The sequence below is a fragment of the Kribbella monticola genome, from assembly GCF_003261635.1.
Taxonomy (GTDB): domain Bacteria; phylum Actinomycetota; class Actinomycetes; order Propionibacteriales; family Kribbellaceae; genus Kribbella; species Kribbella monticola.
This window is the reverse complement of sequence record NZ_QFXK01000039.1, coordinates 24,487-50,831: the sequence shown is the minus strand read 5'-3', so window position 1 is coordinate 50,831 and position 26,345 is coordinate 24,487. Positions and strand designations below refer to the sequence as shown.

21 protein-coding genes are annotated in these 26,345 nt (G+C 67.5%); 12 read left to right on the top strand and 9 right to left on the bottom strand.

The window, feature by feature from the left end:
• Positions 1–10 precede the first annotated feature (10 nt).
• Complete coding sequence (locus DIZ26_RS31595; protein ID WP_157979870.1) at positions 11–439, top strand: EVE domain-containing protein; 429 nt, start codon at positions 11–13, stop codon at positions 437–439.
• Here the strand turns inward: DIZ26_RS31595 and DIZ26_RS31590 are convergent.
• Entirely contained in the window at positions 436–1,005 is a 570-nt protein-coding gene (locus DIZ26_RS31590) for a TetR/AcrR family transcriptional regulator (protein ID WP_112248232.1), read from the bottom strand. The genes DIZ26_RS31595 and DIZ26_RS31590 overlap by 4 nt on opposite strands.
• Positions 1,006–1,077: 72 nt before the next feature.
• Between DIZ26_RS31590 and DIZ26_RS31585 the strand changes: the two genes are divergently transcribed.
• Both DIZ26_RS31585 and DIZ26_RS31580 read left to right on the top strand, forming a co-directional pair.
• Complete coding sequence (locus tag DIZ26_RS31585; RefSeq protein WP_112248231.1) at positions 1,078–2,115, top strand: alpha/beta hydrolase; 1,038 nt, start codon at positions 1,078–1,080, stop codon at positions 2,113–2,115.
• A 137-nt stretch (positions 2,116–2,252) separates the two neighbouring features.
• Positions 2,253–3,023 carry a DinB family protein gene (locus DIZ26_RS31580; protein ID WP_198676385.1) on the top strand — a complete coding sequence of 257 codons (771 nt, stop codon included), beginning with the start codon at positions 2,253–2,255 and terminating at the stop codon, positions 3,021–3,023.
• Positions 3,024–3,087: 64 nt separating this feature from the next.
• Here DIZ26_RS31580 and DIZ26_RS31575 read toward each other — a convergent pair whose 3' ends face one another.
• Together DIZ26_RS31575 and DIZ26_RS31570 are read right to left on the bottom strand one after the other, a co-directional pair.
• A complete protein-coding gene (locus DIZ26_RS31575) occupies positions 3,088–3,615 on the bottom strand; it encodes a dihydrofolate reductase family protein (RefSeq protein WP_112248229.1) in 528 nt (175 codons plus the stop codon).
• A gap of 58 nt (positions 3,616–3,673) precedes the next feature.
• The gene (locus DIZ26_RS31570) at positions 3,674–5,422 is read right to left on the bottom strand and encodes a hypothetical protein (RefSeq protein WP_112248228.1); all 1,749 of its coding nucleotides are present in this window, start codon (positions 5,420–5,422) and stop codon (positions 3,674–3,676) included.
• Positions 5,423–5,628: 206 nt separating this feature from the next.
• Between DIZ26_RS31570 and DIZ26_RS31565 the strand changes: the two genes are divergently transcribed.
• The 5 genes from DIZ26_RS31565 to DIZ26_RS31545 are packed head-to-tail and all read left to right on the top strand — an operon-like array spanning position 5,629 to position 10,924.
• A complete protein-coding gene (locus DIZ26_RS31565; RefSeq protein WP_112248226.1) occupies positions 5,629–6,564 on the top strand; it encodes a carbohydrate ABC transporter permease in 936 nt (311 codons plus the stop codon).
• Entirely contained in the window at positions 6,554–7,438 is an 885-nt protein-coding gene (locus DIZ26_RS31560) for a carbohydrate ABC transporter permease (RefSeq protein WP_112248225.1), read from the top strand. Before DIZ26_RS31565 ends, DIZ26_RS31560 begins: the two co-directional genes overlap by 11 nt.
• Positions 7,439–7,458: 20 nt before the next feature.
• Positions 7,459–8,811 carry an ABC transporter substrate-binding protein gene (locus DIZ26_RS31555; protein ID WP_112248223.1) on the top strand — a complete coding sequence of 451 codons (1,353 nt, stop codon included), beginning with the start codon at positions 7,459–7,461 and terminating at the stop codon, positions 8,809–8,811.
• A gap of 25 nt (positions 8,812–8,836) precedes the next feature.
• Positions 8,837–10,012, top strand: coding sequence for a Gfo/Idh/MocA family protein (locus DIZ26_RS31550; RefSeq protein ID WP_112248221.1), 1,176 nt, complete (start codon positions 8,837–8,839; stop codon positions 10,010–10,012).
• Complete coding sequence (locus tag DIZ26_RS31545) at positions 10,013–10,924, top strand: DUF6807 domain-containing protein (protein WP_112248219.1); 912 nt, start codon at positions 10,013–10,015, stop codon at positions 10,922–10,924. It begins immediately after the preceding gene.
• Positions 10,925–10,936: 12 nt separating this feature from the next.
• Here the strand turns inward: DIZ26_RS31545 and DIZ26_RS31540 are convergent, their stop codons facing one another.
• Positions 10,937–11,866 carry a phosphotransferase enzyme family protein gene (locus DIZ26_RS31540; RefSeq protein ID WP_112248217.1) on the bottom strand — a complete coding sequence of 310 codons (930 nt, stop codon included), beginning with the start codon at positions 11,864–11,866 and terminating at the stop codon, positions 10,937–10,939.
• 358 nt (positions 11,867–12,224) lie between these two features.
• On the opposite strand from DIZ26_RS31540, the gene DIZ26_RS31535 reads away from it, so the two are divergent.
• Positions 12,225–13,940 (top strand): hypothetical protein, encoded by a 1,716-nt coding sequence (locus DIZ26_RS31535; protein WP_112248215.1) that lies wholly within the window; start codon positions 12,225–12,227, stop codon positions 13,938–13,940.
• A gap of 564 nt (positions 13,941–14,504) precedes the next feature.
• On the opposite strand, the gene DIZ26_RS31530 is transcribed toward DIZ26_RS31535, so the two are convergent.
• The 4 genes from DIZ26_RS31530 to DIZ26_RS31515 form a co-directional block, all read right to left on the bottom strand.
• Positions 14,505–15,335: an isocitrate lyase/PEP mutase family protein gene (locus DIZ26_RS31530; RefSeq protein WP_112248213.1), complete on the bottom strand. Its 831-nt coding sequence runs from the start codon at positions 15,333–15,335 to the stop codon at positions 14,505–14,507.
• Positions 15,336–15,389: 54 nt separating this feature from the next.
• A complete protein-coding gene (locus tag DIZ26_RS31525) occupies positions 15,390–16,406 on the bottom strand; it encodes a glutathione S-transferase family protein (RefSeq protein ID WP_112248211.1) in 1,017 nt (338 codons plus the stop codon).
• A 35-nt stretch (positions 16,407–16,441) separates the two neighbouring features.
• The gene (locus tag DIZ26_RS31520; protein WP_112248209.1) at positions 16,442–17,656 is read right to left on the bottom strand and encodes a cytochrome P450; all 1,215 of its coding nucleotides are present in this window, start codon (positions 17,654–17,656) and stop codon (positions 16,442–16,444) included.
• A gap of 147 nt (positions 17,657–17,803) precedes the next feature.
• On the bottom strand, positions 17,804–19,018 hold the full coding sequence (locus tag DIZ26_RS31515) for an aldose epimerase family protein (RefSeq protein WP_112248207.1): 1,215 nt from the start codon (positions 19,016–19,018) through the stop codon (positions 17,804–17,806).
• A 235-nt stretch (positions 19,019–19,253) separates the two neighbouring features.
• On the opposite strand from DIZ26_RS31515, the gene DIZ26_RS31510 reads away from it, so the two are divergent.
• The 3 genes from DIZ26_RS31510 (at position 19,254) to DIZ26_RS31500 (ending at position 23,062) form a co-directional block, all read left to right on the top strand.
• Positions 19,254–19,853 carry an isochorismatase family protein gene (locus tag DIZ26_RS31510; RefSeq protein WP_112248205.1) on the top strand — a complete coding sequence of 200 codons (600 nt, stop codon included), beginning with the start codon at positions 19,254–19,256 and terminating at the stop codon, positions 19,851–19,853.
• A gap of 7 nt (positions 19,854–19,860) precedes the next feature.
• Positions 19,861–20,778 (top strand): GlxA family transcriptional regulator, encoded by a 918-nt coding sequence (locus DIZ26_RS31505; protein ID WP_112248203.1) that lies wholly within the window; start codon positions 19,861–19,863, stop codon positions 20,776–20,778.
• A gap of 148 nt (positions 20,779–20,926) precedes the next feature.
• A complete protein-coding gene (locus tag DIZ26_RS31500; RefSeq protein WP_112248201.1) occupies positions 20,927–23,062 on the top strand; it encodes an MMPL family transporter in 2,136 nt (711 codons plus the stop codon).
• A 60-nt stretch (positions 23,063–23,122) separates the two neighbouring features.
• On the opposite strand, the gene DIZ26_RS31495 is transcribed toward DIZ26_RS31500, so the two are convergent.
• Entirely contained in the window at positions 23,123–26,266 is a 3,144-nt protein-coding gene (locus DIZ26_RS31495; RefSeq protein ID WP_112248199.1) for a glycoside hydrolase family 3 N-terminal domain-containing protein, read from the bottom strand.
• Positions 26,267–26,345: the final 79 nt, after the last annotated feature.

Sequence of the window (26,345 nt, the reverse complement as noted above, 5' to 3'; positions counted from 1 at the left end):
CTTCCGCTCGATGACCCGGCGGGTGACGGCCGACACTCTCGGCGGCTGGATCCTCAAGTGCAACCCGTCGCTGACCGACCTGCCTGGGTTGATGGCAAACGGCGTCGAGACCTGGTGCGTCCAGGACAACTACCGGTCCGCGCTCTTCGCGGCCGGGCAGCCGGTCTTCCTCTGGATCACCGGTCCGTCCGGCGCGACACCTGAGCCGGGGATCCATGCGGTCGGCGAGATCCGCGGCCCGGCGTACTGGGCGGCCAAGTACGTCGTACCGCTGGCCCTGCGGTTCCTCGACGCGCCGCTGCCGCGTACCGAGATCGCAGCTCAGCCGGCGCTGTCGACGCTCGAGGTTCTCCGGCAACCGCACATGAGCAATCCATCCTTCGCGACGATTCCCGAGGCCGGCGCCCTGCGTCGGCTGCTGGCCGAGTCCTTGCTCTAGGCAACTTCCGGGCTGAAGTCCCGTTGGATCATTGCGACCAGGGCGTCGACGTCGGCGTCGGCCATCGGTTCGCCGGTCATCCCCATCCGGTGCAGCAGGGTGCCGATGACGACATCGATGAAGAAGAGGACCCGCTGCTCCGACTCGCCCAGCACTTTTTGGAGCACGATTCGATAGGGGTCCTGCAACTGCGTGGACAGGATCTGCCGTAGTGCGGGATCGCCGATGGCATCGGTGAACACCCCGGCGAAGGCCGCGGCGATCCCGGGCTCGCCGATCTTCGCCGCGCCGAAGTGAATCGCCGCGGCCAGGTCTGCGGTCCGGTCGGTCCCGGTCACCGGCAGCGGGCCGAAGGCATCGACGAGGCAGGCGGTGATCAGTGCGCCCTTCGACGGCCAGCGACGGTAGATCGTGGTCTTCGCGACGCCGGCCGCGGCAGCGATGCGGTCCACGGTGGCGTGGGTGTACCCGAGCTCGTGGACCGTCCTGAGCGTTGCCGCGAAGACCTCGGCGTCGAGGCTCACGCGCGGCCGGCCGGGTTTGGCGGGGGTGGTTGTTCGGGCCATGGTCACACCCTAGCTAGTTATGCTACTTTCGGTATCGATACTGATGGTAGCGAAATAGCTTGAGGAGCAGACATGAGCCACTCCACCGCCGTTCAGCAGCCGTCGCTGGGAGTCCGGTTGCTCTACTCCCTGCGAGGCGAACCGGACTGGTCGACGCTGTCGATGGAGAAGCTGGTCGCCTTCCGCGAGGCCCAGAACCGCAGGCTCAAGTCCCCGCTGATCCGGGTGGTCACCGGAGTGCCGGACCGCAAGGCGAGCATCAGGTGGGAGCAGGTGACTCTGCCCGACCGAGTGGTCCAGGTCCGGGTGTACCGGCCGACTACAGCCACTGGCGCTTTGCCATTGGTGCTGCACGTGCATGGCGGCGGATTCGTCGGTACCGCGGTGCAGTGCGACTGGACCAACAGTCATCTGGCCGCGCGGCTGCCTGCCGTAGTCGTGTCGGTGGAGCACCGGCTCATCGACATGGAGACGCCTTTGCAGGCTGCTGTCGACGACGGTTGGGACGTACTGCGTCACGTCGTACAGAACAGCGCGCAGTGGGGAGTGGACCCGGCGCGAGTGGCCGTGTTCGGGGAGAGCACCGGGTCGATGGTCGCGGCGCTGTCTGCCTTGCGGGCAAGGGAATCGGGGCTGCTACTCCGCGCACAGGTGCTGGTCAATCCCTGTGTCGACCTTACCGCGACTGCGCTCGACTACCGGTCCATGAGCGAGTACTCCGACAGCCCGACGCTCACGGTGAAGCAGATGGAGTTCTTCCGCCGGTTGGCCGTTCCGGAGGGATCCGATCCCCGCGCTGTGTCGCCGCTGTTCGCCGACGACCTCGGAGGGCTGCCGCCGGCGCTCCTGGTGGTGCCGGTTCTCGACCCGGTGGCGGACCACGGCCGGGCGTACTTCGAAGCTCTGCGCAAGGCCGGAACGCCGGCGGAGTTGATCGAGATCCCGAAGGCGGCGCACGCGTTCCTCAGCATGCCCGGCCTGGTGCGGCAGGCTCGGACCGCGCGGGCCGCGATCGCCGGATTCCTCGGCGACCGGCTCGCCGGTGTCGGATTCCTCCGCGACCGGCTCGGTGGTGGTGAGCAGAGCCCAAATCGCCAGGCCGCCGGATGATTCTCGCCCGGCCGTGGTGGTGGGTGGTGTGGCCGACCGGGCAGAGCGCCACGGCTGGCCCAGACCGCGGCCGTCGAACTGCAGCGGGGTTCGCTGATGGCTGGACCCGGCTGCCTGGGGTGGGAAATGCTGGTCTGGTGGCTGACTTCATCAAGCAGAATCTGAGCGGCTCGCGGTTCGAGGACGTCTACCTGACCGACGCGCGGTTCCGCGACGTCGATCTGAAGGGTGCGCGGTTCAACCTGGTCGACCTGTCCGGGGTGACGATCCGCGGTGCCCTGGTGGCGGATGTCGAGATCAGCGGCGAGATCGAGAATGTCCGGATCAACGGCGTCGACGTCGTACCGCTGGTCGAGGCGGAGCTGAACCGGCGCTATCCGGAGCGCGCGAAGATGCAGCCGAGCGATGCCGACGGTTTCCGGGCAGCGTGGGATCTCCTCGAGCCGCTGTGGCAGGGGACGGTGGAGCGGGCCGCCCAGCTCGACCCGGAGTTGCTGCACGAGCGAGTCGACGGCGAGTGGTCGTTCATCGAGACCCTGCGGCACCTCGTCTTCGCCACCGACGCCTGGGTGAGCCGGGCCGTCCTCGGTGAGCCGGCGCCGTGGGATCCGCTGGACCTGCCGCACGACGAGATGCCCGACATCCCCGGCGTACCGCGTGATCTCGCCGCCCGCCCATCGCTCGATGAGGTCCTGGTCCTCCGCGCCGACCGCCAGGCGACCGTACGCCGGGTCCTCGCCGGCCTCACCGACGAACAACTCGCCGGCCACACCGCCCCGGTCCCCGAACCGGGCTACCCGGAGTCGGAAAGCTTCGCCGTCCGCCGCTGCCTCGGCGCCGTCCTGATCGAGGAATGGGAACACCGCCAGTACGCCGAACGCGACCTCGCCGTCCTCGAATCCCGCTGACCCACCCGGCGAGACGTCGCTGAAAACCCTGCTCAAGCAGCGGGACTGCAAGCCCGGGTTGTGATCAGTGCAGGCGGACGGTGTAGTCGGATTGGGTGAAGCCGCCGTTCAAGGTGCGGGTGGCGTTGTGGGTGAGGTGGATGTCGCGGTCCAACTCGCCGAACAGCGGGATGCCGGAGCCGATCAGGACCGGCACGGTGGTGATGGTGAGTTCGTTCAGCAGGCCGGCCCGCAGGAACGTCTGGATGACCCCGCCACCGTCGGCGTACACGCGCTTGGCGCCGCGGTCGTTCAGGGTCTGCACCAGGCCGTCGAGGGTCCGGTGCACGATGATCCGCTCGTCGGCCTCGGCCGACAGGGTGCTGCTGAGCACCTCGACCTGCTTGCCCTCGTACGGCCAGAAGTCGAAGCCGAGCACCGTCTCGTAGGTCTTCCGGCCCAGGACCACGGTGTCGATGACGGCCATGAACTCCTGGTACCCGGTGTCACCGGGCTTCTCGGCGGGGTCCGTCAGCCAGTCGATCGACCCGTCCGGGCGCGCGATGAATCCGTCCAGGCTGGTCGCAATGAAAACCGCGGCATGAAATGTCACGCTCCCTTTGTACAGCCTGCCGCCGACAACCGGGGCCGGGCGAACCCGTGGGCAGATGTCAGCCGCTGGTACGCAGCTTGAGCGTGTAGTGAAGAGGCGAGCGACCGGTGACGTACACGCGGAGGCCGTCCGGTGTCAGGTTGCCGTTGAGCTGGGTGTAGCGCTCGCCCGGATCCATCGCCACCCGGGTGTCTCCGTTGCCGGGTCCGAACTCGATCCAGTCGCTGCCGACCGTGTACCGGCCGGTGCCCGTGCCGAGCTGATAGTTGCCATCGGCATCGAGTGCGTCGACGCCGGTGAGGATTCCGCCGGGCCGGAAACAGAGCTCGATCGCTAGCAGGACCTCGGACTCGGTCAGCTCGAAGGTCAGATCGAAGCCGCCGGCGACCTCGGCGACGGTGACCGACGTTCGTAGTACGCGGTAGTGCTTGGGTCGGTGCGGGAAATCCATCGAGGCGTAGAAGCGGCCGTCGGGGGTGAGCGCGTAGGCCCCGTCCGTACGCCGGTGAGCCGGTGGCAGCGGGAGGTGGTACGGCACCTTCACCTCGTCGGACAGCCGGAAGGTGGTCGGCCCGGTCCGTTCGAGGCCGTCGCTGCGGAAGTGGCCGGTGCCGAAGAACTGAGGGGACAGCCGTACGGAGTCGAGGATCGCGGCGCCTTGCCGCAGCTTGAAGAAGGTCGGGTTCGTGGACAGACCCGAGGCGATCACCGGGATGTCGTGGAAATCCGTGCCGCCGAAAACGGTCGCGGCCCGGGTGCCACGCCGGATCCGCACCAAAGCCTGGGCGGGAAACTCCTGGATGAAGTCGTCCGGAGTCGGCGCCGCGGCGGGCAGTCGGTTGGCGAGGAACGGCTGTTCGAGCACCTCGGCCAGGAAGTCCCCGAACTCGCCGTCGCCGCGATCTGCGATCTCTTGCGCGACGGCAGCGAAACGTCCGTCCCCGTCGCGCAAAGCCAGCTCGCGGAACTGGGTCAGGTACCGCGAGACGTGCTGGCGCATGGTCTGGTCCTGCCGTCGGGAGGCGACGGCCTCCACCTCGCCGTCGGGCTCCAGGTGGAACATCGTCGCGATCAGGTTGCGCCGGACGTAGTCGATCAGCTCAGGCCGGTCCCGCAGCCGGGCGATCGCCAGCAAGCTCGGATTCGTGACCGCTACGGCGTAGTTGGGACTCCGCTCGCTGTAGATGCCGTCCTCACTCGCGTCCACACCTTCCGCGAGCCATTCGTCGATACGCGCGGCGTACCGGTCGTCGGGGAAGAGTTGATGAGTGCGGGCCAGTGCGGCCGAGACCTCGAAGCGGTGGTTGGGCGTGTGGAGACCTCCGGAAGCCAGTGCCGGTCCAGCCTTGCGGAGGATGCGTTCGAGGACCTCACGGTGCGGGACGGTCGCCTCCTCGTTGTCGGCGTCCAGCAGCGCCCAGGTCAGGCACAGATCCTGGATGGCGAAGGCGCTGTCCGGAGGCGAGTGCAGGTTGCCGATGTCGAAGAGGCCGTCCTCGTGCTGGGCAGTGGACACTCGGCCGTACAAGAGCGCGAGTGGGTCGAGCAAAGCCGCGTCGTGGAAGTAGTCCGAACGGCTCCAGACATAGGCCGCGACCAGCCGGCGCGCTTTGCGTGCCAGTGTGCGAACGTCGTCGCCGGGCTCCTCGGTGCTGCTCAGAACCACCGGGACCTGCGCCGTGCCGGCTCGGGTCAGGAACGCCAGGAAATCCTCGTCCAGCCCATCGGCGGCCCGTCCAGACCCTGCAGCTGGGTCTCCTCCGGACAGCCCGGCGAGCGGTCCGGCGGGGAAGGTACGACGCGGCATCAAGTCCTCCGGGCAGGCGGGGAAAGCGGTTACCAGGTGCACAGTACTGTTGCCGGGCCAGTATGTCCTGTCAATACTGCACAGGCTGTCCGGATCCGGTCACCGAATCTCCGCCGAGGCCTTGTCTGAGTCGGGTGATAGCGCTAACTTAACGGGCCTGGGTAAACGCTTTCCGGGCATCAAAGGCTTTCTGGAGGAAGGAAAGTATGAGCGCGCTGGCGGAACTGAGCACGCTCGGTCGGAAGAAACCGCCCGGGCCGGCGAAGGCGAAGAAGCGGGACAACCTGGCGGGGTACCTGTTCCTGACGCCGTGGCTGCTCGGGCTGTTCGTGATCACCATCGGCCCGATGCTGGCCTCGCTCTACCTGGCGTTCACCGACTACAACCTGATCCAGGCGCCGCAGTGGATCGGGCTGGAGAACTTCACCCGGATGCTGTCCGACCAGCGGCTGCACAACTCGCTGCGGGTGACGTTCACCTACGTGTTCGTCTCCGTCCCGCTGCAGCTCGCGGTGGCGCTGCTGCTGGCCGTGGTCCTGGATCGTGGCGTTCGCGGTATGGCCTTCTACCGTTCGATCTTCTACCTGCCGTCGCTGCTCGGCTCCAGCGTCGCGATCGCGATCCTGTGGAAGCAGGTGTTCGGCACCGAGGGCCTGCTGAACCAGGTGTTGCAGCCGCTCGGGTTCGACGGCAAGGGCTGGATCTCGGACCCGAGTACGGCGCTCGGCACCCTGGTCGTGCTGAACGTCTGGACCTTCGGCGCCCCGATGGTGATCTTCCTGGCCGGCCTGCGCCAGATCCCGGCGATGTACTACGAGGCCGCGTCGGTCGACGGCGCCGGTGCGTTCCGCCGGTTCCGCAGCATCACGCTGCCGCTGCTCACCCCGATCATCTTCTTCAATCTGGTGCTGCAGATCATCCACGCGTTTCAGTCGTTCACCCAGGCGTTCGTCGTCTCCGGCGGGACGGGCGGGCCGTCCGATTCGACGATGTTCTACACGCTCTATCTCTACGACCGTGGCTTCGGCAATTTCGACATGGGCTACGCCTCGGCGATGGCGTGGTTCCTGCTCGTGATCATCGGGGTCTTCACCGCGATCAACTTCATCGCCTCGAAGTACTGGGTGTTCTATGACGACTGAGACGCTGCGGACGGCCGCCGTGCGGCGCCGGTCCGCCACCTTCGGCTGGGCTCGCATCCGGCCCGTGCTGACCCATCTCGCGCTGGCCGCGGCCGCGCTGGTGATGCTCTACCCGGTGATCTGGATGGTCGTCAGCTCGCTGCGGCCGGGCAACGAGATCTTCCGCGAGCCGGGCCTGTTGATCAAGGACCTGGAGATCAGCAACTACCGGGTCGGCTGGAACGCGTTGACCGAGCCGTTCACCCGGTACCTGCTGAACTCGGCGGCCGTCGTCTTCGGTGCCGTGCTGGGCAACCTGGTGTCCTGCTCGCTGGCGGCGTACGCGTTCGCCCGGCTGGACTTCGCCGGCAAGAAGTTCTGGTTCTCGATCATGCTGGTGACGATCATGTTGCCGATCCACGTGGTGATCGTGCCGCAGTACATCCTGTTCTCCCAGGCCGGCTGGATCAACACGTTCCTGCCGCTGATCGTGCCGAAGTTCCTGGCCACTGACGCGTTCTTCGTCTTCTTGATGGTGCAGTTCATCCGCGGCATCCCGCGCGAACTGGACGAGGCCGCCCGGATCGACGGCTGCGGTAAGGCCGGGATCTTTCTGCGGGTGATCCTGCCGCTGATGGTTCCCGCGCTGGCGACCACGACGATCTTCACGTTCATCTGGACCTGGAACGACTTCTTCAGCCAGTTGATCTACCTGACCGATCCGAAGATGTACACCGTCCCGGTCGCGCTCCGGTCGTTCGTCGACGCCACCGCCAGTACCAACTGGGGCTCGATGTTCGCGATGTCGGTCGTCTCGCTCGTCCCGGTCTTCCTTGCCTTCCTGCTCGGCCAGCGCTTCCTGATCAAGGGGATCGCAACCACCGGTATCAAGTAATCCGCTGAAAGGTGCCCGCCATGAGGCCGCTCTCCCGTCCCACCAGCGTCCCGCCACCGTCATCACCTGCACCGTCCAGGCGCCGGCGACTGCGTGGTCTGGCGACCGCCGCGATCGCCGTCACCCTGCTGGCCGCGAGTGCCTGTGGCGGCTCGTCCGGCGGTCAGTCCGCCAACGGCGAGGTCACGCTGCGGTTCAACTGGTGGGGTTCCGACACCCGGCACAAGCTCACCCAGCAGGTGATCGAGGAGTTCCAGAAGGACCACCCGAAGATCAAGATCAAGGGCGAGTTCGGCGAATGGGCCGGCTACTGGGACAAGCTCGCCACCACCGTCGCCGCCAACGACGCGCCGGACATCATCCAGATGGACGAGAAGTACCTGCGCGAGTACGCCGATCGCGGCGCGCTGCTCGACCTGAAGAAGGCCGACGGGCTGGACACCAGCAAGTTCCAGCCGGACACCCTCGGCGCCGGTGAGTTCGACAACGGCCTGTACGGATTGAACGCCGGGATCAACGCGTTCACGATCGTCGCCAACCCGGCGGTCTTCAAGGCTGCCGGGGTCGCGCTGCCCGACGACAAGACGTGGACCTGGGATCAGTACAGCCAGCTCGCCACGCAGATCAGCGCGAAGCTGAACGGCAAGGGCTGGGGCACAGCGGCGTACGGGACCAACGATGCCAGTCTGAACATGTGGGCCCGTCAGCACGGCCAGTCGCTGTTCACCAAGGACGGCAAGCTCGGCGTCACCAAGGAGGGTGTGACCGAGTTCTACACCAACCTGCTCAAGATGCAGGATGCGAAGGCGATCCCCTCCGCGGCGTTCACCGCGCAGGACATGAACGCGCCGCTCGACCAGTCCGGGATGGCGACCGGCAAGCTCGCGATGGGGTACGCCTGGAGCAACCAGCTGAACGCCCTCAGCAAGGCTTCCGGCCAGCAGCTCAAGCTGTTGCGGCTGCCGAGTGTGACCGGCAAGGCGACCGAGAACGGCGCGTACTACAAGGGATCCATGTTCTGGTCGATCTCCTCGCGCTCCAAGCACCCGAAGGAGGCGGCCGAGTTCGTCAACTACCTCGCGAACAGCCCGGCCGCCGGCAACATCCTGCTTGCCGAGCGCGGCGTTCCGCCGAACACCGAGATCCGGGCCGCTGTCGCATCGAAGCTGAAGCCCGCCGATGCCGCGTCGCAGGCGTTCATCCAGGCCATCTCCGCCGAACTCGGCGAGCCGTCGCCGCCCCCGCCGGTCGGTGGTGGTCAGGTGGAGAAGATCATCCAGCGCTACACCACCGAAGTACTGTTCGGGCGGATGAAGCCCGACCAGGCAGCGCAGAAGTTCATCGACGAGGTCAACGGGGAGCTCACCAAGTGACGTTGCTGTCAGCAACTGATTTCCGGTGATCGGCTGGGACGCCGCGACGGCGTCTCGGCCGGCCACCGTGGCTGTGGCCGGCGTGCACGGGCACGGCGCCACCCATCTGCGGCACGTGATCAAGTTGGCGACCGAGGGGCGGGTCCGGCTGCTCGCGGTCGCCGATCCGCGGCCGCCCGATGACGACTTACCGCCGGACGTGGCCGTGTACGCCGACCTGCGCGAGCTGCTCGCCGCTGTCGAGGTCGACGTGGTGGTGATCAGTACGCCGATCCAGACCCACGTGCCGCTCGCGGAGCTCGCGTTGCGTTCGGGAGCCGACGTGCTGCTGGAGAAGCCACCGGCCGCGTCGCTGGCCGAGTTCGAGCACCTGCTGTCGGTGATCGAGGAGACCGGGCGGATCTGTCAGGTCGGGTTCCAGGTCGCGGGATCGAGGGCCGCCCGGACGCTGGCCGAGCTGGTGGCTGACGGGACCCTTGGCGAACTGCGGGGGATCGGGGCGATCGGCACGTGGGTGCGCACCGCGCAGTACTGGCAGCGTGCTCGCTGGGCCGGGCGGCGGAGCCTGGACGGCGTCGATGTGGTTGATGGTGCGGTGACGAATCCGTTCGCTCATGCGACCGCGGCCGCGTTGATGATCGATGGTTCAGGGCGCGCCGACCAGGTGGCGTCGGTCGAGACCGAGTTGTTCCGGGCCAATCCGATCGAGTCCGACGACACCTCCGCCGTACGGGTGGTGACGAGTCGCGGTACGACGATCGTGACCGCGCTGACCTTGTGCGCCGAACAGAACGATCCCGAGCCGTTGGTGATCGTGCACGGCTCGGCGGGGCGGGCCGTACTGCGGTATTCGGTGGACCGGCTGTCGTTGACGATCAACGGGCGGACGAGCGATACGCAGTACGGGCGGGACGATCTGCTGGAGAACCTGCTGGACCATCGGGCCGATCCTTCGGTGCCGTTGCTGGCGCCGTTCGCGGAGACCGGTGGGTTCACTCGGGTGGTCGAGGCTGTTCGGGTGGCGCCGGCGCCGCTGGAGATACCGGCCCGGCTGATCCGCTGGGATGGTGAAGGGCTGGAGCGGCGCCCGATCGTGGCCGAGGTGGAGAAGTGGGTGACGCGGGCGGGTGAGGAGCTTGCGCTGTTCAGCGAGCTGGGCGCGCCGTGGGCGACCAAACGAGATGACGAGGAGCACGGATAGATGACGCAAGCATTGGGCTGCAATCATGCGGTCGGCCGGTCGATCCAGGTGACGGCCGGCGACGGGGAGCTGTTCACCTACGTGTACAACCCGACGGATCCGCAGTTGGAGTCGCCGCGGCCGTACCTGCATCCGATGCGCACGCTCGGCGGCGACCTGGTCTCCGTCTACCGCCCGCACGACCACATCTGGCACAAAGGGCTGACCTGGTCGCTGCCGCACTTCGGCCACGAGAACTTCTGGGGTGGGCCGACGTTCTCGCGCGAGAACGGGTACGAGCAGCTCGACAACAACGGCGCGATGGTGCACGACGAGATCGAGGCGCTCGACGTGTCGGACGACCTGGTCCGCTTCACGCATCGGCTGTCCTGGCACACGCAAGCCGGCGCGCACGTGGTCGACGAGACCCGCACGTTGTCCACGCGGCTGACGGACGACGGCTGGGTGCTCGTCTACGAGACTGCGATGACGAACGTCTCCGGCGAGAACGTGCAGATCGGTAGCCCGACAACGGCCGGCCGCGAGAACGCTGGGTACGGCGGGCTGTTCTGGCGGGGTCCGCGGTCCTTCACGGGTGGAACTGTCCTTGCGCCGCAAGGGCTCGGTGGCGACGACCTGCGCGGCCAGCGAGCGGCCTGGATGGGCTTCTCCGGCAAGCACGACGAGGTCGACCGTGGATCTACGGTGATCATCGCCGACGCCACCGACAACCCGCGGCACCCGCCGCAATGGTTCGTCCGCTCCGAAGACTTCGCGGCTGTCTGCCCAGCCCCGTTCTTCTCGGAGGAGCTGCCCTTCCCACCCGGCGAAACCCTCCACTTCCGGTACGCCGTACTGGTCGCCGACGGCACCTCGGACGACCCCCGATCGGCTCACCTGGCTGCCCAGGCTCAGAAGACGCTGATCGACTGACCCATCGCTGCATCAGAGCAGGTCGACGGCAGCTCGCCGCAGTACGTCGAGTTCGCCGTCGACCCAACCTTCGTGGAGGGACTCGGTGCCACGGATCAGCGGTTTGTCTTGGAGATGGAAGCGCAGGTTCGAGATAGCGCCCACGACTCTCAGGTAGGGGATGGCAGCGAGGTCGGCAGTCGCGATCGGGCGCTTGGTGGTGTAGCCGTCGACGAAGCTGCTCCAGTGCGCAGTGCCCGCGACGCCCGCGAAGTCGGTGGCGCGATATCCCTCGGCCGACAGGTCGAAGTCGTGGATCGTGAGACCGGCACCGTTCTGCAGGATGTTGTCGAGAGTGACGTCTCCGTGGCAGATGCCCCAGCTCCGTCCGTCGTCGCGCGCGAAGTGATCCTGTACTGCGATCGCCAGTCCTTCGAGCAGTTCGCGGTCGGGCGGCGCGAGGTCTGGGGCGATCTCGGCGAGCGGCCTGTCGAGAGTGTGGTGAAGGTCCGCGGGGCGTCTCGGATTCGTGCTGCGGAAAGTGTCGGCGGCGTCGTGGAAGGTTGCGACCAACTCGCCGAAGGATCGGTAGAGCTCGCCGGTGAACGGGGGACGCGGCTTGGTGCCCAGTACGAATGTGGACAGGAGATACGGTCGCGCGCCCTCGGCTGCTTCGAGTAGTCCCACCTCGGAGCCGTCAGCCAGAGGTACCACCTGCGGGACCGCGAGGCCCGCGTTGCTCAAGTGAGTCGCGAGCTCGGCCTCCCAACGCACTTCCGCCGGTGGCCGTCCACCCGCGCGATAGAGCTTGAGAACGTACGAGTGCTCGGAATTCGCCAGGTGGTAGACGTCGTTGACGAGCGACCGGATCAAGGTGCAGCCACGGAAGTCGATGCCGTAGACCTCGCTCAAGTGGTCGCGGAGGGCCACCGGATCGACCAGCGACCTGCTTGTCTTGATCACGCTCGTCCCCCCAGGGTTTCGGAGATCGTTCCAGTTTCTGAGATCGTTGCCGCACGCACGGGCCGCGGCAAGTCGATGACCCGGAGCCGGCGGCACGTAGTACGGAAGGGCGTGGTTCCGTACTGCGAAGGTTGCCGGGACGCGCGGGTTATCCTCCGTGATGGGTCGGGGTGTGCGGGCGTTGGAAGTGTGAAGCAGACGTTCGTTGGGGACGGTGGGGTAGCAGTAGCAGATCGATTCCGGGATCGACTCCCCGGGAGGGCCCCGGAACCGGTAGCCTCGTCCAGCCACCTGGGGAGGCCGCATCAACATCGCCGACGAACTGCCGGAGAGCCCAAACCGGTCAGGAGACCACGTCTTGCAGGAGAACACCACCAGCACCAGTACTGGCGAGCTCGCCAACGTACCTCTCACCGGTGCTGACAAAGTTGCTTACGCTTTCTACGCCACCGCGGCCACGGCCGCCCTTGTCGGTCAGGTCTGGGCCGGCGTCACGCACATCCCGTGGCCCGACGAGGGCTTCTCACCGTTCCTCAAGATCGCCCTCGTCACGCCCGCCGTCGCCGTCATCGAGCTCGGCGGTGTCGCGACCGCGGCGCTGGCCGACCTTCGTCGTCGCAAGGGGGAGCAGGCCTACGCCTACCGCGCGATGTCGCTGTTCGCGGCGATCGTCGCGCTCGTCTTCAACGTGGTCGGTCACTGGCGGCCGGAGGAGCGGTTCCTCGCCTTCGGCTTCGGCGGCCTGTCTGCGTTCGCCTATGTGCTGTGGCTGATCCACAGCTCCGCCCGTCGCCGCGACGCGTTGCGCAAGGCGGGCCAGATGGCCACCACCGGACCCGTGTACGGCGTGGTCCAGTGGGCCCGCGAGCCGAAGGTCACCTGGCTGGCGCGGTCGATCGCGCTCGAGCACGGGTACGGGCTGTACGAGAGCCTGCGTGCCGCGCGGCACCAGATCCGCAACAACGCCCGCCGCGACGCGATCGCCGGGACCGTTGCCGAGTACATCCGTTCCGAGCACCAGGACGAGCGGCTCGCGAAGATCGCCGAGACGACGTACGACGCGGACCGGTTGGCCGGGATGCTCGAGGAGCGGATCAACTACGAGGTCGTCACCAACAAGCTGACGCTCGCGATCTCGCCGCCGCCGCCCGAGGAGCCGGAGCCCGAACCGGTGAAGGACGAGCGAACCGATCTGCGCGCCGCCGTGTGGGTCGTCGAAGGTACGACGCCGCCGGTGCAGCAGTTGCCGGCCCAGCAGGTCCCGGCTCAGCAGCTTCGCCCGGGCGGAGTGCCGCTGCGCGACGACGACCAGTGGGGCGAGGCGATGACCGGTGAACTGATGGCCGTCGAGTACCTGCCGTACGACCGTAGTACGGATGATGCGGACGAGGCAGAGGTCGTCGAAGAGGCGGCCAGCTCGCCGTACGTGAAGCCTGTCGTCCACGAGACCTCACCGTTCGCGCCGGTTGTCCCGGAGCCGGTCGCACCCGCTGTCCCGCAAGCGGACCTGCCGGCTGGCCAGCCAGTTGCTCAGCCAGTTGCTCAGTCGGTCGCTCAGCCCGTCGTTGAGCAGGAGCACCTCGTACCGGCGGCGCCGAAGCAGCCGGCCGGCGGATCCGCCGTACCGGCAGCGCCGAAGCCTGCTGTGGTGAAGCCTTCGCTGCCGAAGCCGGCCGCGGCGCGGAAGCCGAAGACCGTGGTACGCAACAGCGTTCCCTCGTCGACCGCGCCGGTGCCGTCGGTCGAGGAGCCGGTCGTTGCCGCGTCGCCGGAGCCCGCCGTACCGGCTGGTTCCGAGCCGGTACGCGCTGAGGAGCCGACCGTGATCGCCCGCGAGGTGACCGCTCGGACGACCCCGAGCCGCCCGGCCGCCCCGAAGCCGAAGACCTCGGCCGGTGGCGACCTCGACAAGAAGCGCCAGCGCGCCTGGGCCCTGCTCAGCGACTGGCCGTCGGACCGCCCCCGCACCCCCGAGGTCCTCGCCTCAGCCATTGCCTCCAGCAACGACGACGCGGCAGCCTTCATCGTCCAGTACGACGCCGAAAACAACCTCGCCACCGCAAACCAGAACTAGCCCCACCCGTCCGCAGCCGGCCAGAATCCCTGGCCGGCTGTTTGCTGTCGTACGACGCCCGCTTCGCGACTCCTCCGTCGCCGCTCGACCCACCCGCCCCAGGGCGCCGCTCCTCCGTCGCGACTGACAAACGTGTCGTCCGCCGCCAACTCTCGCCATGCAACCGGTTCCGGCGCACCCCTCTCCTGCGTCGCGAGCGACGGCTGCGCGGGCCCACCGAGACGCCGACGATTGGTCGGCGAGGTGCCGCGCGGGCCGACCGGCCATGCCGGCGACCGGTTGGCGAGGTGCCGCGCGAGCCCACCGGCCGCGCCGGCGACCGGTGGGCGATGCGGCCGCGCCGGCGACCGGTGGGCGATGCGCTCCGCTCCTGCACCGCCGGTGCGCTGGCCGGTGGGCTTGCCGGCTGAATTCGAGGCACACACTTCCCGCCTACCGCCTCCAGCTCTGCTTCGGCGGCGTGGTCTCTCCGAGTCGACAAGCCTTCGTGGTGCCTCAGGTGGAAAGAAACTTGCACAGGGCGATGGCTTCTTTCCAGTTAGCGAAGGACCCGCACCGGAAGCGTCAGCTGTTCGGTGGGGTTTGGTTCAGGAGTTCGGTGAGGCGGGCGAAGGTGATGCCGTTGGTGGCTGAGGCGATGTCGCCGGCGAGTAGCGACTTCGTGGCTTGTTCGAGGGCTGCGATGGTGTGGGCGTAGAGCGCCATGCCGAGGCTGATGCGTTTGACGCCGGCCGCCTGGAGTTCGGCGACGGTCAGCTTTCCGTCGGCGGGGGAGACGACGATGTTGACCGGCTTCGGCGCGACGGCGGTGACGATCGCGCGGACCGCGGCGAGGTCGGGCGGGAACGGTGCGTAGAGCACGTCGGCGCCGGCTTCGGCGAAGGCGGTCAGGCGGCGGATGGTGTCGTCGAGGTCCGGGTTGCCGCGGAAGAAGTTGTCGGTCCGGCCCGTGACGACGATCCGGCCCTTCGCCGCATCGACCGCGTGACGAACACGCAGTACAGCGTCGTCGAAGTCGCGAATCGGTCGCTCGGCATCGCCTGAGCTGTCCTCGATGCCGATCCCGGCGAGCCCGGCGTCGACGGCGACCTCGACCGTCCCCGCGACGTCCTCAGGCGTTTCGCCGTACCCGTCCTCGAAATCACCGTTGATCGGCAGCCCGGTCAGCCGGCCGAGCAGGCGCGCATGGTCGAGATGTTCGTCGAGGCTGATCGCGTGGAGTCCGTCGTGCCGGCCGAGGGTGGCCGCGAGCGCCGCGGACGACGTACCGATCGCCTCGAAGCCCGCCTCCGCCAGGATCAGAGCGGACAGCCCGTCCCAGGCGTTCGGCATGACGAAGCCACCTTCGCGGGTGTGCAGCGCCATGAACTTCTCGTAGAGCTCGGAGCCGGGCATGCCGGCCTCCTTCCAAGGTTGAGGTCCCCTCAGTGTGCTCCGACGGTTCCTGTACTACGGGCGCCGACTCGCGCTGTGTTCAGCCGGGACCCTCTCGCCGTCGCTGGGCGGCTCCGGCGGCGTGCCGTCTCCGAACGGCTTTCCACCAAGCTCTTCCCGGCCGTGCGGGGTCAGCCACGTCGACAGATCGGGGCCCTTCGGGACGATGTGCGTCGGGTTGATGTCGGTGTGCACCAGGTAGTAGTGCTGCTTGATCTGCACGAAGTCGATGGTGTCGCCGAAGCCCGGTGTCTGGAACAGGTCGCGCGCGTACGCCCACAGCCCAGGCATTTCGGTGAGCTTGTTCCGGTTGCACTTGAAGTGGCCGTGATAGACGGCGTCGAAGCGCGCCAACGTGGTGAACAGCCGCACGTCGGCCTCGGTGATGTTGTCGCCCATCAGATACCGCTGCTTGGCGAGCCGTTCCGACAGCCAGTCGAGTGCCGCGAACAGCCGGTCGTACGCCGATTCGTAGGCCTCCTGCGATCCGGCGAACCCGGCGCGGTACACGCCGTTGTTGACCTCGGTATAGATGCGCTGGGCAACTTCATCGATCTCGGCCCGCAGCGCCTCGGGGTACAGGTCGGGCGCGCCTTCGCGGTGGTACTGCGTCCACTCGGTCGACAGGTCGAGCGTGATCTGCGCGAAGTCGTTGGTGACGACGGCACCGCTCTGTACGTCGACGATCGCGGGCACCGTGATGCCCTTCTCGTACCCGGGGTCGCGCCTGAAGTACGCGTCCTGCAACCGCGGGATCTTCAGGACCGGATCGACGCCACCCGGATCGAGATCGAAGGTCCAACTCCGCTCGTCATGGGTCGGCCCACACAGCCCGAGCGACAACACGTCCTCGAGCCCGAGCAACCGCCGTACGATGATCGCCCGATTGGCCCACGGACAAGCCCGCGCCGCCACCAGCCGATACCGCCCCGGCTCGACCCGATATCCATCCCGCCCATCAGCCGTGATCCGCGTACTGATGTAGTCACTGTCCCGCTCGTACTCACCCTCAGGATCCACGTAAGAAGCCACAACCCCACAGTGCCCAACCGCCGCCCTTCTGAACGTCAAGCGGTCTGGTTGAGGCCTAGGTTTACGGGGAGTTCGGCTAGGCCGCTTACCAGGACTCGGCGCCAGGGGAGGGATTCGGCGGGCTTGGCCAGGGAGAGGTTGGGGAAGCGGCGGAGGAGGGCCAGGAGGGACTCCTGGAGTTCGATGCGGGCGAGCTGGGCGCCGAGGCAGAAGTGGGGGCCGAAGCCGAAGGAAAGGTGTTTGTTGTCCGGCCGGTCCAGCCGGAGTTCGTCGGGATCGTCGTACTGGCGAGGATCCCGGTTCGCCGAGTTGAGGGCGGCCATCACGCCGTCGCCGGCTTTGATCTGTACGCCGTGCAGCTCGACGTCTTCGAGCGCGACCCGCAGTTGACCGACTTCGCTGAAGCGGTTGAAGCGCAGGAGTTCTTCGATCGCGGAGTCGACCAGTGAGTGATCGGCGACCAGGCGGGCCCAGTTCTCCGGCCAGCGCAGCAGGGTCGCGACGACGCTCGAGATCTGGTTCGCGGACGTCTCGTGGCCGGCGACGAGCAGGTTGACGCCGAACGAGATCAGCTCCTCCTGACTGAGCCGATCGCCTTCCTCGCGAGCGCGCACCAGTTCGTCGAGCAGATCCTCGGCCGGCCGGGAACTGTTCGCGAGCTTCCGCTCGACCAGCTCTTCGATGTACGCCGTGAGGTCGGCCATCGCCTGCTCGACCAGGTCCTTCTCGGCCATCCGCATGCTGTACCCGAGCTCGGTCCACTCGCGGAACTGGGCCCGATCGGCGTACGGGACTCCGAGCAGCTGGCAGATCACCTGGATCGGCAGCGGCAACGCCACCAGTTGGCGGATGTCGGCTCCGTCGCCGGCGGCCGCGACATCGTCGGCGAGCTTGGCCGACAACTCCGCGACCCACGGCCGGGTGCGCTCGATCCGCCGATGCGCGAACGTCGACGACACCAGCTTCCGCAGCCGCGTGTGCTCGGGCGGATCCGTCGTGGTCAGGCTGTTCGGCATCGGCTTGGCCAGCGCGACCCGGGGCGCTCCCTGCTTGACGACCGCGGCCCGCGAGAACCGCGGATCCGCGAGCACCAGCCGTACGTCGTCGTACCGCGTCACCAGCCAGACTTCGGCCCCCGCCAGCGTGCGCACCCGCGCAACCGGCCGGTTCTCCCGCAACTCCGCGAACGTAGGCGACGGATCGAACTGAAACGCATCAGCAAACGGAATCTCGAGCACCGGTTCCGACATACGCACGACCCTAAGCGAGTTGGGCCGCCCTTCGCGTCTGACTCCAGCGGGTCGCTCCCACCTGCGGATCGGGCGCCACTCCAAAGTCACAAGCGCTCCGTACTGCGGTCTGCCGGTTGCCCGGAGACCGCAGTACGGACCGTGGGTCTACTTCGTGCCGAAGGTGTAGACGGTGGTGGAGGTGAAGACCTCGCCGGGGCGGAGGACCGTCGACGGGAAGTTCGGCTGGTTGGGGGAGTCGGGGAAGTGCTGGGTCTCGAAGGCGAAGGCGTCGCCCTGGCGGTAGGACTTGTGGCCGATGCCCTGGATGGTGCCGTCGAGGAAGTTGCCGCTGTAGAACTGTGCGCCGGGCTGGGTGGTGTGGACGGTCACCGTGCGGCCGTGCTCGGGCTCCCAGAAGCGGGCGGCGAACCGCATCCCGTGCGAGTCGGGCTTGCCGAGGACGAAGTTGTGGTCGTACCCGTGCCCGATCACCAGTTGGGGATGGTCGTCCCGGATCCGCGCGCCGATCGGCGTCGGCCTGGTGAAGTCGAACGGTGTCCCGGCGACCGGAGCGAGTTCGCCGGTCGGGATCAGGCCGGCGTCCACCGGCGTGTACTTCGCGGCGTTCAGCTCCAGGACGTGTCCCTCGATCGTGCCGGAGCCTTCACCGGCCAGGTTGAAGTACACGTGGTTGGTCAGGTTCTGCACGGTCGGCTTGCCCGCGACCGTGACGTGGTAGTCGATCCGCAGGTTGTCGTGCCGGTCGAGTGTGTAGGTCACCCGGCTGGTCAGCTCGCCGGGGAAGCCCATCTCGCCGTCCGGGCTGACGTAGGTGAACGCGACGCCGACGGCGGACGAGGTCTCGACGACCTTGGCCTTCCAGACCTTCTTGTCGAAGCCGATCGTGCCGCCGTGCAGGGCGTTCTCGCCGTTGTTGACCGGGATCTGGTAGCTGTGGCCGTCGATGCTGAACTTGCCCTTGGCGATCCGGTTGCCGTAGCGGCCGACCGTCGCGCCGAAGTACGGGCTGAGCGCCGCGTAGTCGGGCAGGTTGTCGAAGCCGAGGCTGATGTTCTTGGTGTGGCCGCGCCGGTCGGGGGTCTCGACCCGCTGGATGGTGGCCCCCCAGGTCAGCATCGAGATCGTGATCCGGCCGTTGCCGAAGGTGTAGACGTCGACCGCCTGACCGTCCGGTGTGGTCCCGAACGGATCCTTGCGAATGGCGAGTCGTCCGTGTCCGTGGTGCGCATCCATGGCGGCGACCTTATCGGGCGTTCCCGCGGCGTCGGCCCCGGTCTGCAGGGCGCCGACGGCCGCGGCGCCCAGGCCGAGCGCACCGGCGGTCCGCAGGACTTGGCGGCGGGGCAGGTTGTCAGGCATTGCAATCCCCTCACTGGTTGACGCTGGGTTGTCGGCGGGAGAGCGCGCTCACAGTGCCGACCCGGGCACTGTAAGCAGGCTTTTCGGCTGTTTGGAATAGTTTGGAACGGTTCGAATTCGTCAATTTGCATCTCCAACGTTGTAAATACATTTGTCCACGGCTGACCAGATCCGTCCGGTGCAGGGCCGGTTGATGCCTTTTGCGAGTCGCCGGTCAGGCCGCAGGATCGACGCCATGAGCCAGAGCGCACTGATCGTCATCGATGTCCAGGAATCCTTCCGCGTCCGCCCCAATTGGAGCGCGGTCGACCACCCCGACATCGCCGACCGGGTCAACCGCCTGGTCGCCGCGGCCCGCGACCGCGGCGACCTGGTGGTCTGGATCCTGCACACCGAACCGGGCACCGGCGGCGCGTTCGACCCGGCCGAGGGGCACGTCCGGCTGATCGAGGGCCTGACCCCGGCGACCGGCGAGCCGGTGATCACCAAGACCTCGCACAACGCCTTCACCACCACGAACCTGCAGCAGTTACTGACCCAGCGAGGCATCCGCGAACTCGTCATCAGCGGCATCCGCACCGAGCAGTGCTGCGAAACCACCACGCGGGTCGCGTCCGACCTCGGGTACGACGTCGTCTTCGTCACCGAGGCGACGGCGACCACCCTGCTACCGCACTGGACGATGCCCTCCGACGCCACCCTCGAGGAGATCCTGGCCGACCCGCGGACGCTCAGCCCGGCCGTGATCGCCGAGCGGACGGAGTATGCGCTGGCCGGCCGTTTCGCCACCATCCGGACGCTCGACGAGATTGCCCCGGTGCTCGTGGCATCCTGACCGGATCATGCCTACCAAGGTCGTCTTCCTGCTGCTGCCGAAACTGCATTTGCTCGACCTCGCCGGTCCCGCCCAGGCATTCTCGACGGCGAACGATCTCGGACATGGTTACGACCTGTACTACGTGGCGGAGGCCGACGAGGTCGTCACGGCGCAGGGGATCCCGGTCAAGGCGCAACTCGACTGGCCCGACCTCAGCCCGGCCGACCTCATTGTCGTACCGGGCTGGCGGTCTCCCCGCTTCACGCCTCAGGTGCCGATCGCGGCGCTGACGAAGCAGCGATTGCGGAGTCATCATGCGAGTGGCGGCCAGGTCGCGAGCGTCTGTTCAGGGGCGGACGCTCTCGGCGCGGCCGGCTTGCTCGACGGTCGCAGCTACACGACGCACCACGACCTGACGGAGACCTTGTCCGCGCGGTACCCGAAGGGGCGCCTGGTCCGGGACGTCCTGTACGTCGTGGACGACCGCGTCATCACCTCGGCGGGGATCGCCAGCGGGATCGATCTGGCGCTGCACCTGATCGCGGTCGACCGCGGTGCCGAGGCCGCGGCTCGGGTGGCGCGCGAGATGGTCGTGTACGCCCGGCGGAACGGTGACGAGCCGCAGGAGAGCGCGATGCTGCGGCACCGTGGGCATGTCAGCGATCTCGCGCACCGGGTCCAGGACGTGATCGACAGCCGGTACGCCGAACAGCTGCGGCTGGCCGAGCTGGCCCGCGGTGTCGGGGTGAGCGAGCGGACGCTGACCCGCGTGTTCACCGCCGCGACGGGTCTCACGCCTTTGCGCTACCAGCAGATCCTGCGACTCGAACGCGCCGAGCACCTGATCGGCCACGGGGCCACGATCGAGGCCGCCGCCCGAGCCGTCGGCTTCGAAGACGCCCGCATGCTCCGCCGCCTCCGCACCCGGCCTACCGCCAGCTGACCCCAACACCTGGTGTAGGTAGTGCTAGGTCCACCGTGGGTGGGGGACTTGAAGCTCCTGAGTTGCCGGGGCGATCGCGACAGGCTCGACGCAGCGGGCAGAGTGCCTGGGCGGGGTCGGCGAGAGGTAGAACATGAGCAGGGGATCGATGACCGTGCGCGCCGCACGGTGGAGTGCTACTCATCCGTGGCGGGCGATCGGCCTCTGGCTGTTGCTCGTCGTCGTCGCGGTCGGCTTGTCGGTCGCGGTTCCGAAACAGCAGACGAAGGCCAAGGACACCTGGACGGGGCAATCTGGTGTCGCCGCCCAGCTCATCGAACAGGCGGGGCTCGGCGACAGACCGAGCGAAACCGTCCTGCTGACAGCTACCAACGGCCCACTGAACAAGGCGACCGCGACCACTGCGATCAATCAGTTGCGCCAGAAGCTCACCGCGATCGATGCCGTCGGCAACGTTGGGCAACCGGTCTGGGCGGAGAACGGTAAGGCCGCTCTGCTTCCGATCGACCTGAAAGGGACGGCGGACGACGCGGCCGACAATGTCGACAAGCTGATCGCCGCGACCGCCGAAGTACAGCAGGCGCATCCGGAGCTGTCGATCAACGAGACCGGCGAAGCCTCGCTGAACAAGGGCATCTGGAAGCGCGTCGGCGCGGACCTGGCCAGTGCGGAGAAGCTGAGCCTGCCGATCACGTTCGTGCTCATGTTGCTCGCGTTCGGCGCGTTGATCGCGGCCGGAATCCCTGTCCTGCTGGCGTTCTCGGCCGTCGGCGCGGCGGTCGGCTTCTACGCGCCGCTGTCGTACCTGTTCCCCGACGGCGGTTCGGTGGCGAACGTCGTACTGCTGATCGGTATGGCTGTCGGCGTCGACTACTCGCTGTTCTATCTCAAACGTGAACGCGAGGAACGCCGGCGCGGTCGCAGTACTCTCGATGCGGTGGAGATCGCGGCTGCCACCTCGGGGCACTCGGTGGTCGTCTCGGGCCTGGCCGTCATCGTCTCCATGGCCGGCCTGTACGTCGCGCAGGACGCCACCTTCTCCTCGATGGCGACGGCAACGATCGTCGTCGTCGCGGTCGCCGTGCTCGGTTCGCTGACCGTACTCCCGGCGTTGCTGGCGAAGCTCGGGCACCGCGTCGACCGGCCGCGTGTTCCGCTGCTCTGGCGGCTCAACCGGCGGATCGGCCCGGCCGGGATCAGCCGGCGGATCCTGGCGCCCGTACTACGGTTCCCGCGCGTCGCGTTGCTGGTCGCGGTCATCGGGATCGGGGCCCTCGGAGTACCGGCGATGGATATGAAGACCGCGCCGGCCGGACTCGACACGTTGCCGCAGAGCATTCCCGAGGTACGCACGATGACCGCGTTGCAAGAGGACTTCCCGTCCCGCGGTACGTCGTACACGGTGGTGGTCAAGGCATCGAGCGGAGCGGCTGCAGGATTGGCCAAGTTGGAGTCCGCGGCGGTCAAGTCGGGGGAGTTGGTCGCGGTGCCGGGGCAGAAGATCCGGCAGGCGGGCGATACCGCAGTACTGAATCTCGTGTCGCCGCATTCCGAATCGAGTGCTGAGGCGAAGAATGCGCTGACCTCGTTGCGGACGAAGCTGGCTCCGGCGGCGTTGAGTTCCTTGCCTGGGGCAACTTGGGCGGTCGGCGGCGAGGCGGCCTCACAGAGCGACTACGGGCAGCATCAGCGGGACAAGTTGCCGTACGTGATCGCCTTCGTGCTCGGGCTGACGCTGGTGATGATGGCGTTCACCTTCCGGAGTCTGGCGATCGCGGTGGTGACGACGCTGCTCAATTTGGCCTCGGTGGCCGCGTGCTTCGGCGTACTGTCCCTCGTCTTCCAGCACACCTGGGCGGAGGGGTTGCTCGACTTCACCTCGCCAGGGTTCGTGGTGTCGTGGATTCCGCTGTTCCTATTCGTGATCCTGGTCGGGTTGTCGATGGACTACCACGTGTTCGTGTTGGGACGGATCCGGGAGGGCGTGGTCGAAGGACTGTCGCCGCGCGACGCGGTACGGAAGGGGATCACCGAGTCGGCCGGGGTGGTGACGAGCGCGGCGGCTGTGATGGTGTCGGTGTTCGCGGTCTTCGCGACGCTGGGGATGATCGAGATGAAGCAGATGGGCGTCGGGCTGGCGGTCGCCGTACTGATCGACGCTACCTTGGTCCGCATCGTGATGCTGCCGTCCATCATGGTTCTGCTGGGCCGCAAGGCCTGGTGGCCGAACAAGCTCAGCGCGGCCCAGCCCGCCGAGCCAACACGCGAACTCGTCACGGTCTGACCGGCTGACGCGGCAGAGGGCCGACGGGATGGCTCCCGCCGGCCCTCTGAGGTTGGGCGGCTAGTGCAGCTTGTACGCCGCCGCCAGCTTGGCGATCGCGGTGCTGAGGTCGCCGGTGAGCGCCAGATGGGCCGCGTCGGAGGTCAGCTTCGAGGTGGCCTCGTCGAGGTTCTGCCCGATCTGGTCCTGTGCGATCCAGCGGGCCGCACCAACCACGGGATCGTCGTCCGCGAACGAGTCCACCTTGGACTTCTGCAAGAACCTCCCGGCCTGACCGAGCGCCGCCAGAGCGCCCGGCGCCTGCGGACCGGACCAGTCCTTCACGCGCAACGCCAGCTCGATGTAGACCACCGCCGCGAGTGCCGCGGCATCGCGGGAGCCCTTGCGCAGCAGGTCTTTCTGCGCCGTCGCCAGCTGCTGGCGAGCCGCCGCCTGCGTCGTCAAACCCCAACCGAACGGGTACTGCGGGTTGTAGGCCGCATCACCGACGTTCAGCGGCTCCTGGTCGAGGGCGCGCGGCCAGGTGACCGGAAGCCGGCCGCTGAACGGGCGCTTACCGAACAGCACATCCGCGACGCCGTCGCCTTCGGTGCCCGGCAGCCAGGACGCCACCAGGGCGTCGATGTCCCCGAGTTGGTCGGCGATCACCTGCGGGCGGCCGGAGACGACCAGGACGACACACTTCATCGCCGCGCACACCTTGCTCACCGTCGCCTTGTCGGCGTCGGTCAGTCCTAGGGTGTGGCCGTTGTTGCCGACGTCGCCGATGCCTTCGGCGTACGGCTTCTCGCCGACCACGACGACTCCGACGTCGTATCCGTCGGTCGGGGCCGAGGCATCCTGGCTGAACGTTGCCGTCGGCACGTTCTTCTTGATGCCGTCCAGGATCGTGGTGCCGGTCGTGGTGTTGCCGGAGGCGCCTTGCCAGGTGATGCTCCAGCCGCCCATCTGGTTGCCGAGGTCGTTGGCGTTGCTGCCGGCGACGTACACCTTTTCGGTGGTTGTCAATGGCAACAGATTGGCGTCGTTCTTCAACAGCACCTGAGACTTGGCGGCTGCCTCCCGGGCGATGATTCGGTGGGCGGCCGAGCCGATCTGGTCGAGCTTGCTGGTGTCGGCGTACGGGTGTTCGAACAGGCCGAGCTTGAACTTCTGGGTGAGAATCCGGCTCACCGCGTCGTCCACCCGGGCCTGGGCGACCCGGCCGGCGGTGACCTCGGCGGTGAGACCCGCGGTGAAGTCGACGTAGTTGGTCGGCACCATGATCATGTCGAGACCGGCGTTGATCGACGTACGGATGTCGCTCGGGTAGTCGCCCGGCAGTTGGTCGATCGCCTGCCAGTCGCTGATCACGAAGCCGTCGAATCCCATCCGCTGCTTGAGTACGCCGTTGATGAGCGCCGCGTTGCCGTGCATCTTCACCGGCCCCTGGTCGTCGCCGATGATGTCGACACTCGAGTACGACGGCATCACCGAGCCGACGCCGAGATCGACCGCGGTCTTGAACGGGTCGAGGTGGATCGCCTCCAACTGCTGCTGGGTGACCTCGGTGACGCCCTGGTCGATCTTGTAGTTGCCGGTCGTCGACGACCCGTACGTCGTACCGCCGTCGCCCACGTAGTGCTTCGCGGTCGCCAGTACATGGTTGCTCTGGGCAAGCTGACTGCCGTCGGCCTTGCCCTGCATGCCGGTGATGACGGTCGCCATCGCCTTCACCAAGGCCGGGTCCTCGCTGAGGCCTTCGTACGAACGGCCCCAGCGGTCGTCGCGGACCACGCAGACGCACGGTGCGAAGTCCCAGGGCACGCCGGTCGCACGAACCTCGGTCGCGGTCAGTTCGCCGGCCCGGCGGGACAGGTCCGGATCATGGGTGGCGCCCATGCCGATGTTGTGCGGCAGGATCGTCGCGCCCACCACATTGTTGTGCCCGTGCACTGCGTCGACGCCGTAGATGAGCGGCACCTGCAGCCTGGTCGCCTGCGCGTTCAGTTGGAAGGTGTCGATCATCGCCGCCCAACCGGCCGGGGTGTTCGGCGTCGGCACGGAGCCACCGCCGGACAGCAGCGAACCGAGCGCGTACGTCGCGATGTCGGACTTCGACTTGAGCGCGTTCCGCTCGGCCTGGGTCATCTGGCCGACCTTCTCGGCCAGGGTCATCCGGCTGAGCAGATCCTTGACCCTCAGTTTCACCGGGAGTTTCGGGTGCAGGTACGGGAGGTCGTGCGCGTTGATGACGATCTGAGGCGTGGTGCTCGGCGCTTTCGCGCCGGTGACTGAGAGCTCGAGCGGGATGGTCTCGGCGACCTCGGGGGTGCGGTCCTTCTTGGTGACCACACTGACGACCTGGGTGGCGCCGGACGGCGTACCGGCTGGGAAGGTGAACGTTCCCGAGACGGGGGTGTAGTCGCTTGCGCCCGCAGTACCGGTTCCCGTGCGGTAGTCGACCATGACGGGTTCCTCCAGCGGCGTACTGCCCGTGGTTGCGACAGTCACCTTGACTTGGGCCGTGCCACCTTCTTTGACCGGGTAAACCCCGGCATCGGTGACCACGCTCGCCTTGAGCGCCGGGTCGGCCTTGCCGTAGACCTCGACCTGGTCGATCGCGAACTCACCAGGAGACCCGACCGGCATGGTGATCGCGTAGCCCCACATCTGGGTCAGGTTGAGCACCTGGTCGATGCCGCCGACGGGCTGGTAGTCACCGCGGTAGTTGAGGTCCGCGAACGGGATCTCGACCAGGTGCCAGCCCTCCCAGTCGTCGGTGAAACTCGTGTTCCACAACTCGGACGCCTCGGCGTTGGCGCCGCCGTCCTTGATCTCGAAGAAGATCCGCTTGCCGGAACCGGGCGGGAGAGGTGCCGTGTTCTGCCCGTACCACCAGAACCGGATGCCCTTGTGCGCGGACCAGTCGCCCGGGTTCTGGTCGAAGGTGACGTCGTGCGAGAACCCGCCGTACCCGCTGATGTTGTACGTCCCGTGCAGCACCTTGTCGCCCTGCGGCGCATCGGCCCTGCTCTGCAACTCCATCGTCGGCGGGTCGTCGGCGTCACTGCCCCACCCGAAGATCCCCGCATTCGGCGGCGAGGCGAACGGCTCCGCCCCCTCGAACGAGGCCAGCACGATCGGATCGGGGTCGTCGGCAGCCGCCTGCCCGGCAACTCCGAGCGGCAGCAATCCGGTCAACAGCGCGGCAGTGGTGATCAACGCCGTACGCCGACCGGTCCGACCGGTCCGGCCGATCCGACTGGCCCGGCCGATCCGACTAGCCTGGCTGGTCTGACCG

What these genes read in the sequence shown, in the direction of transcription:
- DIZ26_RS31560 (WP_112248225.1), top strand. Translation starts at nt 6,554, where the DNA reads ATGACGACTGAGACGCTGCGGACGGCCGCCGTGCGGCGCCGGTCCGCC.
- DIZ26_RS31510 (WP_112248205.1), top strand. Translation starts at nt 19,254, where the DNA reads ATGAGCCAGAGCGCACTGATCGTCATCGATGTCCAGGAATCCTTCCGC.
- DIZ26_RS31565 (WP_112248226.1), top strand. Translation starts at nt 5,629, where the DNA reads ATGAGCGCGCTGGCGGAACTGAGCACGCTCGGTCGGAAGAAACCGCCC.
- DIZ26_RS31595 (WP_157979870.1), top strand. Translation starts at nt 11, where the DNA reads ATGACCCGGCGGGTGACGGCCGACACTCTCGGCGGCTGGATCCTCAAG.
- DIZ26_RS31545 (WP_112248219.1), top strand. Translation starts at nt 10,013, where the DNA reads ATGACGCAAGCATTGGGCTGCAATCATGCGGTCGGCCGGTCGATCCAG.
- DIZ26_RS31555 (WP_112248223.1), top strand. Translation starts at nt 7,459, where the DNA reads ATGAGGCCGCTCTCCCGTCCCACCAGCGTCCCGCCACCGTCATCACCT.
- DIZ26_RS31585 (WP_112248231.1), top strand. Translation starts at nt 1,078, where the DNA reads ATGAGCCACTCCACCGCCGTTCAGCAGCCGTCGCTGGGAGTCCGGTTG.
- DIZ26_RS31590 (WP_112248232.1), bottom strand. Translation starts at nt 1,005, where the DNA reads ATGGCCCGAACAACCACCCCCGCCAAACCCGGCCGGCCGCGCGTGAGC.
- DIZ26_RS31500 (WP_112248201.1), top strand. Translation starts at nt 20,927, where the DNA reads ATGACCGTGCGCGCCGCACGGTGGAGTGCTACTCATCCGTGGCGGGCG.
- DIZ26_RS31570 (WP_112248228.1), bottom strand. Translation starts at nt 5,422, where the DNA reads ATGCCGCGTCGTACCTTCCCCGCCGGACCGCTCGCCGGGCTGTCCGGA.
- DIZ26_RS31505 (WP_112248203.1), top strand. Translation starts at nt 19,861, where the DNA reads ATGCCTACCAAGGTCGTCTTCCTGCTGCTGCCGAAACTGCATTTGCTC.
- DIZ26_RS31530 (WP_112248213.1), bottom strand. Translation starts at nt 15,335, where the DNA reads ATGCCCGGCTCCGAGCTCTACGAGAAGTTCATGGCGCTGCACACCCGC.
- DIZ26_RS31520 (WP_112248209.1), bottom strand. Translation starts at nt 17,656, where the DNA reads ATGTCGGAACCGGTGCTCGAGATTCCGTTTGCTGATGCGTTTCAGTTC.
- DIZ26_RS31515 (WP_112248207.1), bottom strand. Translation starts at nt 19,018, where the DNA reads ATGCCTGACAACCTGCCCCGCCGCCAAGTCCTGCGGACCGCCGGTGCG.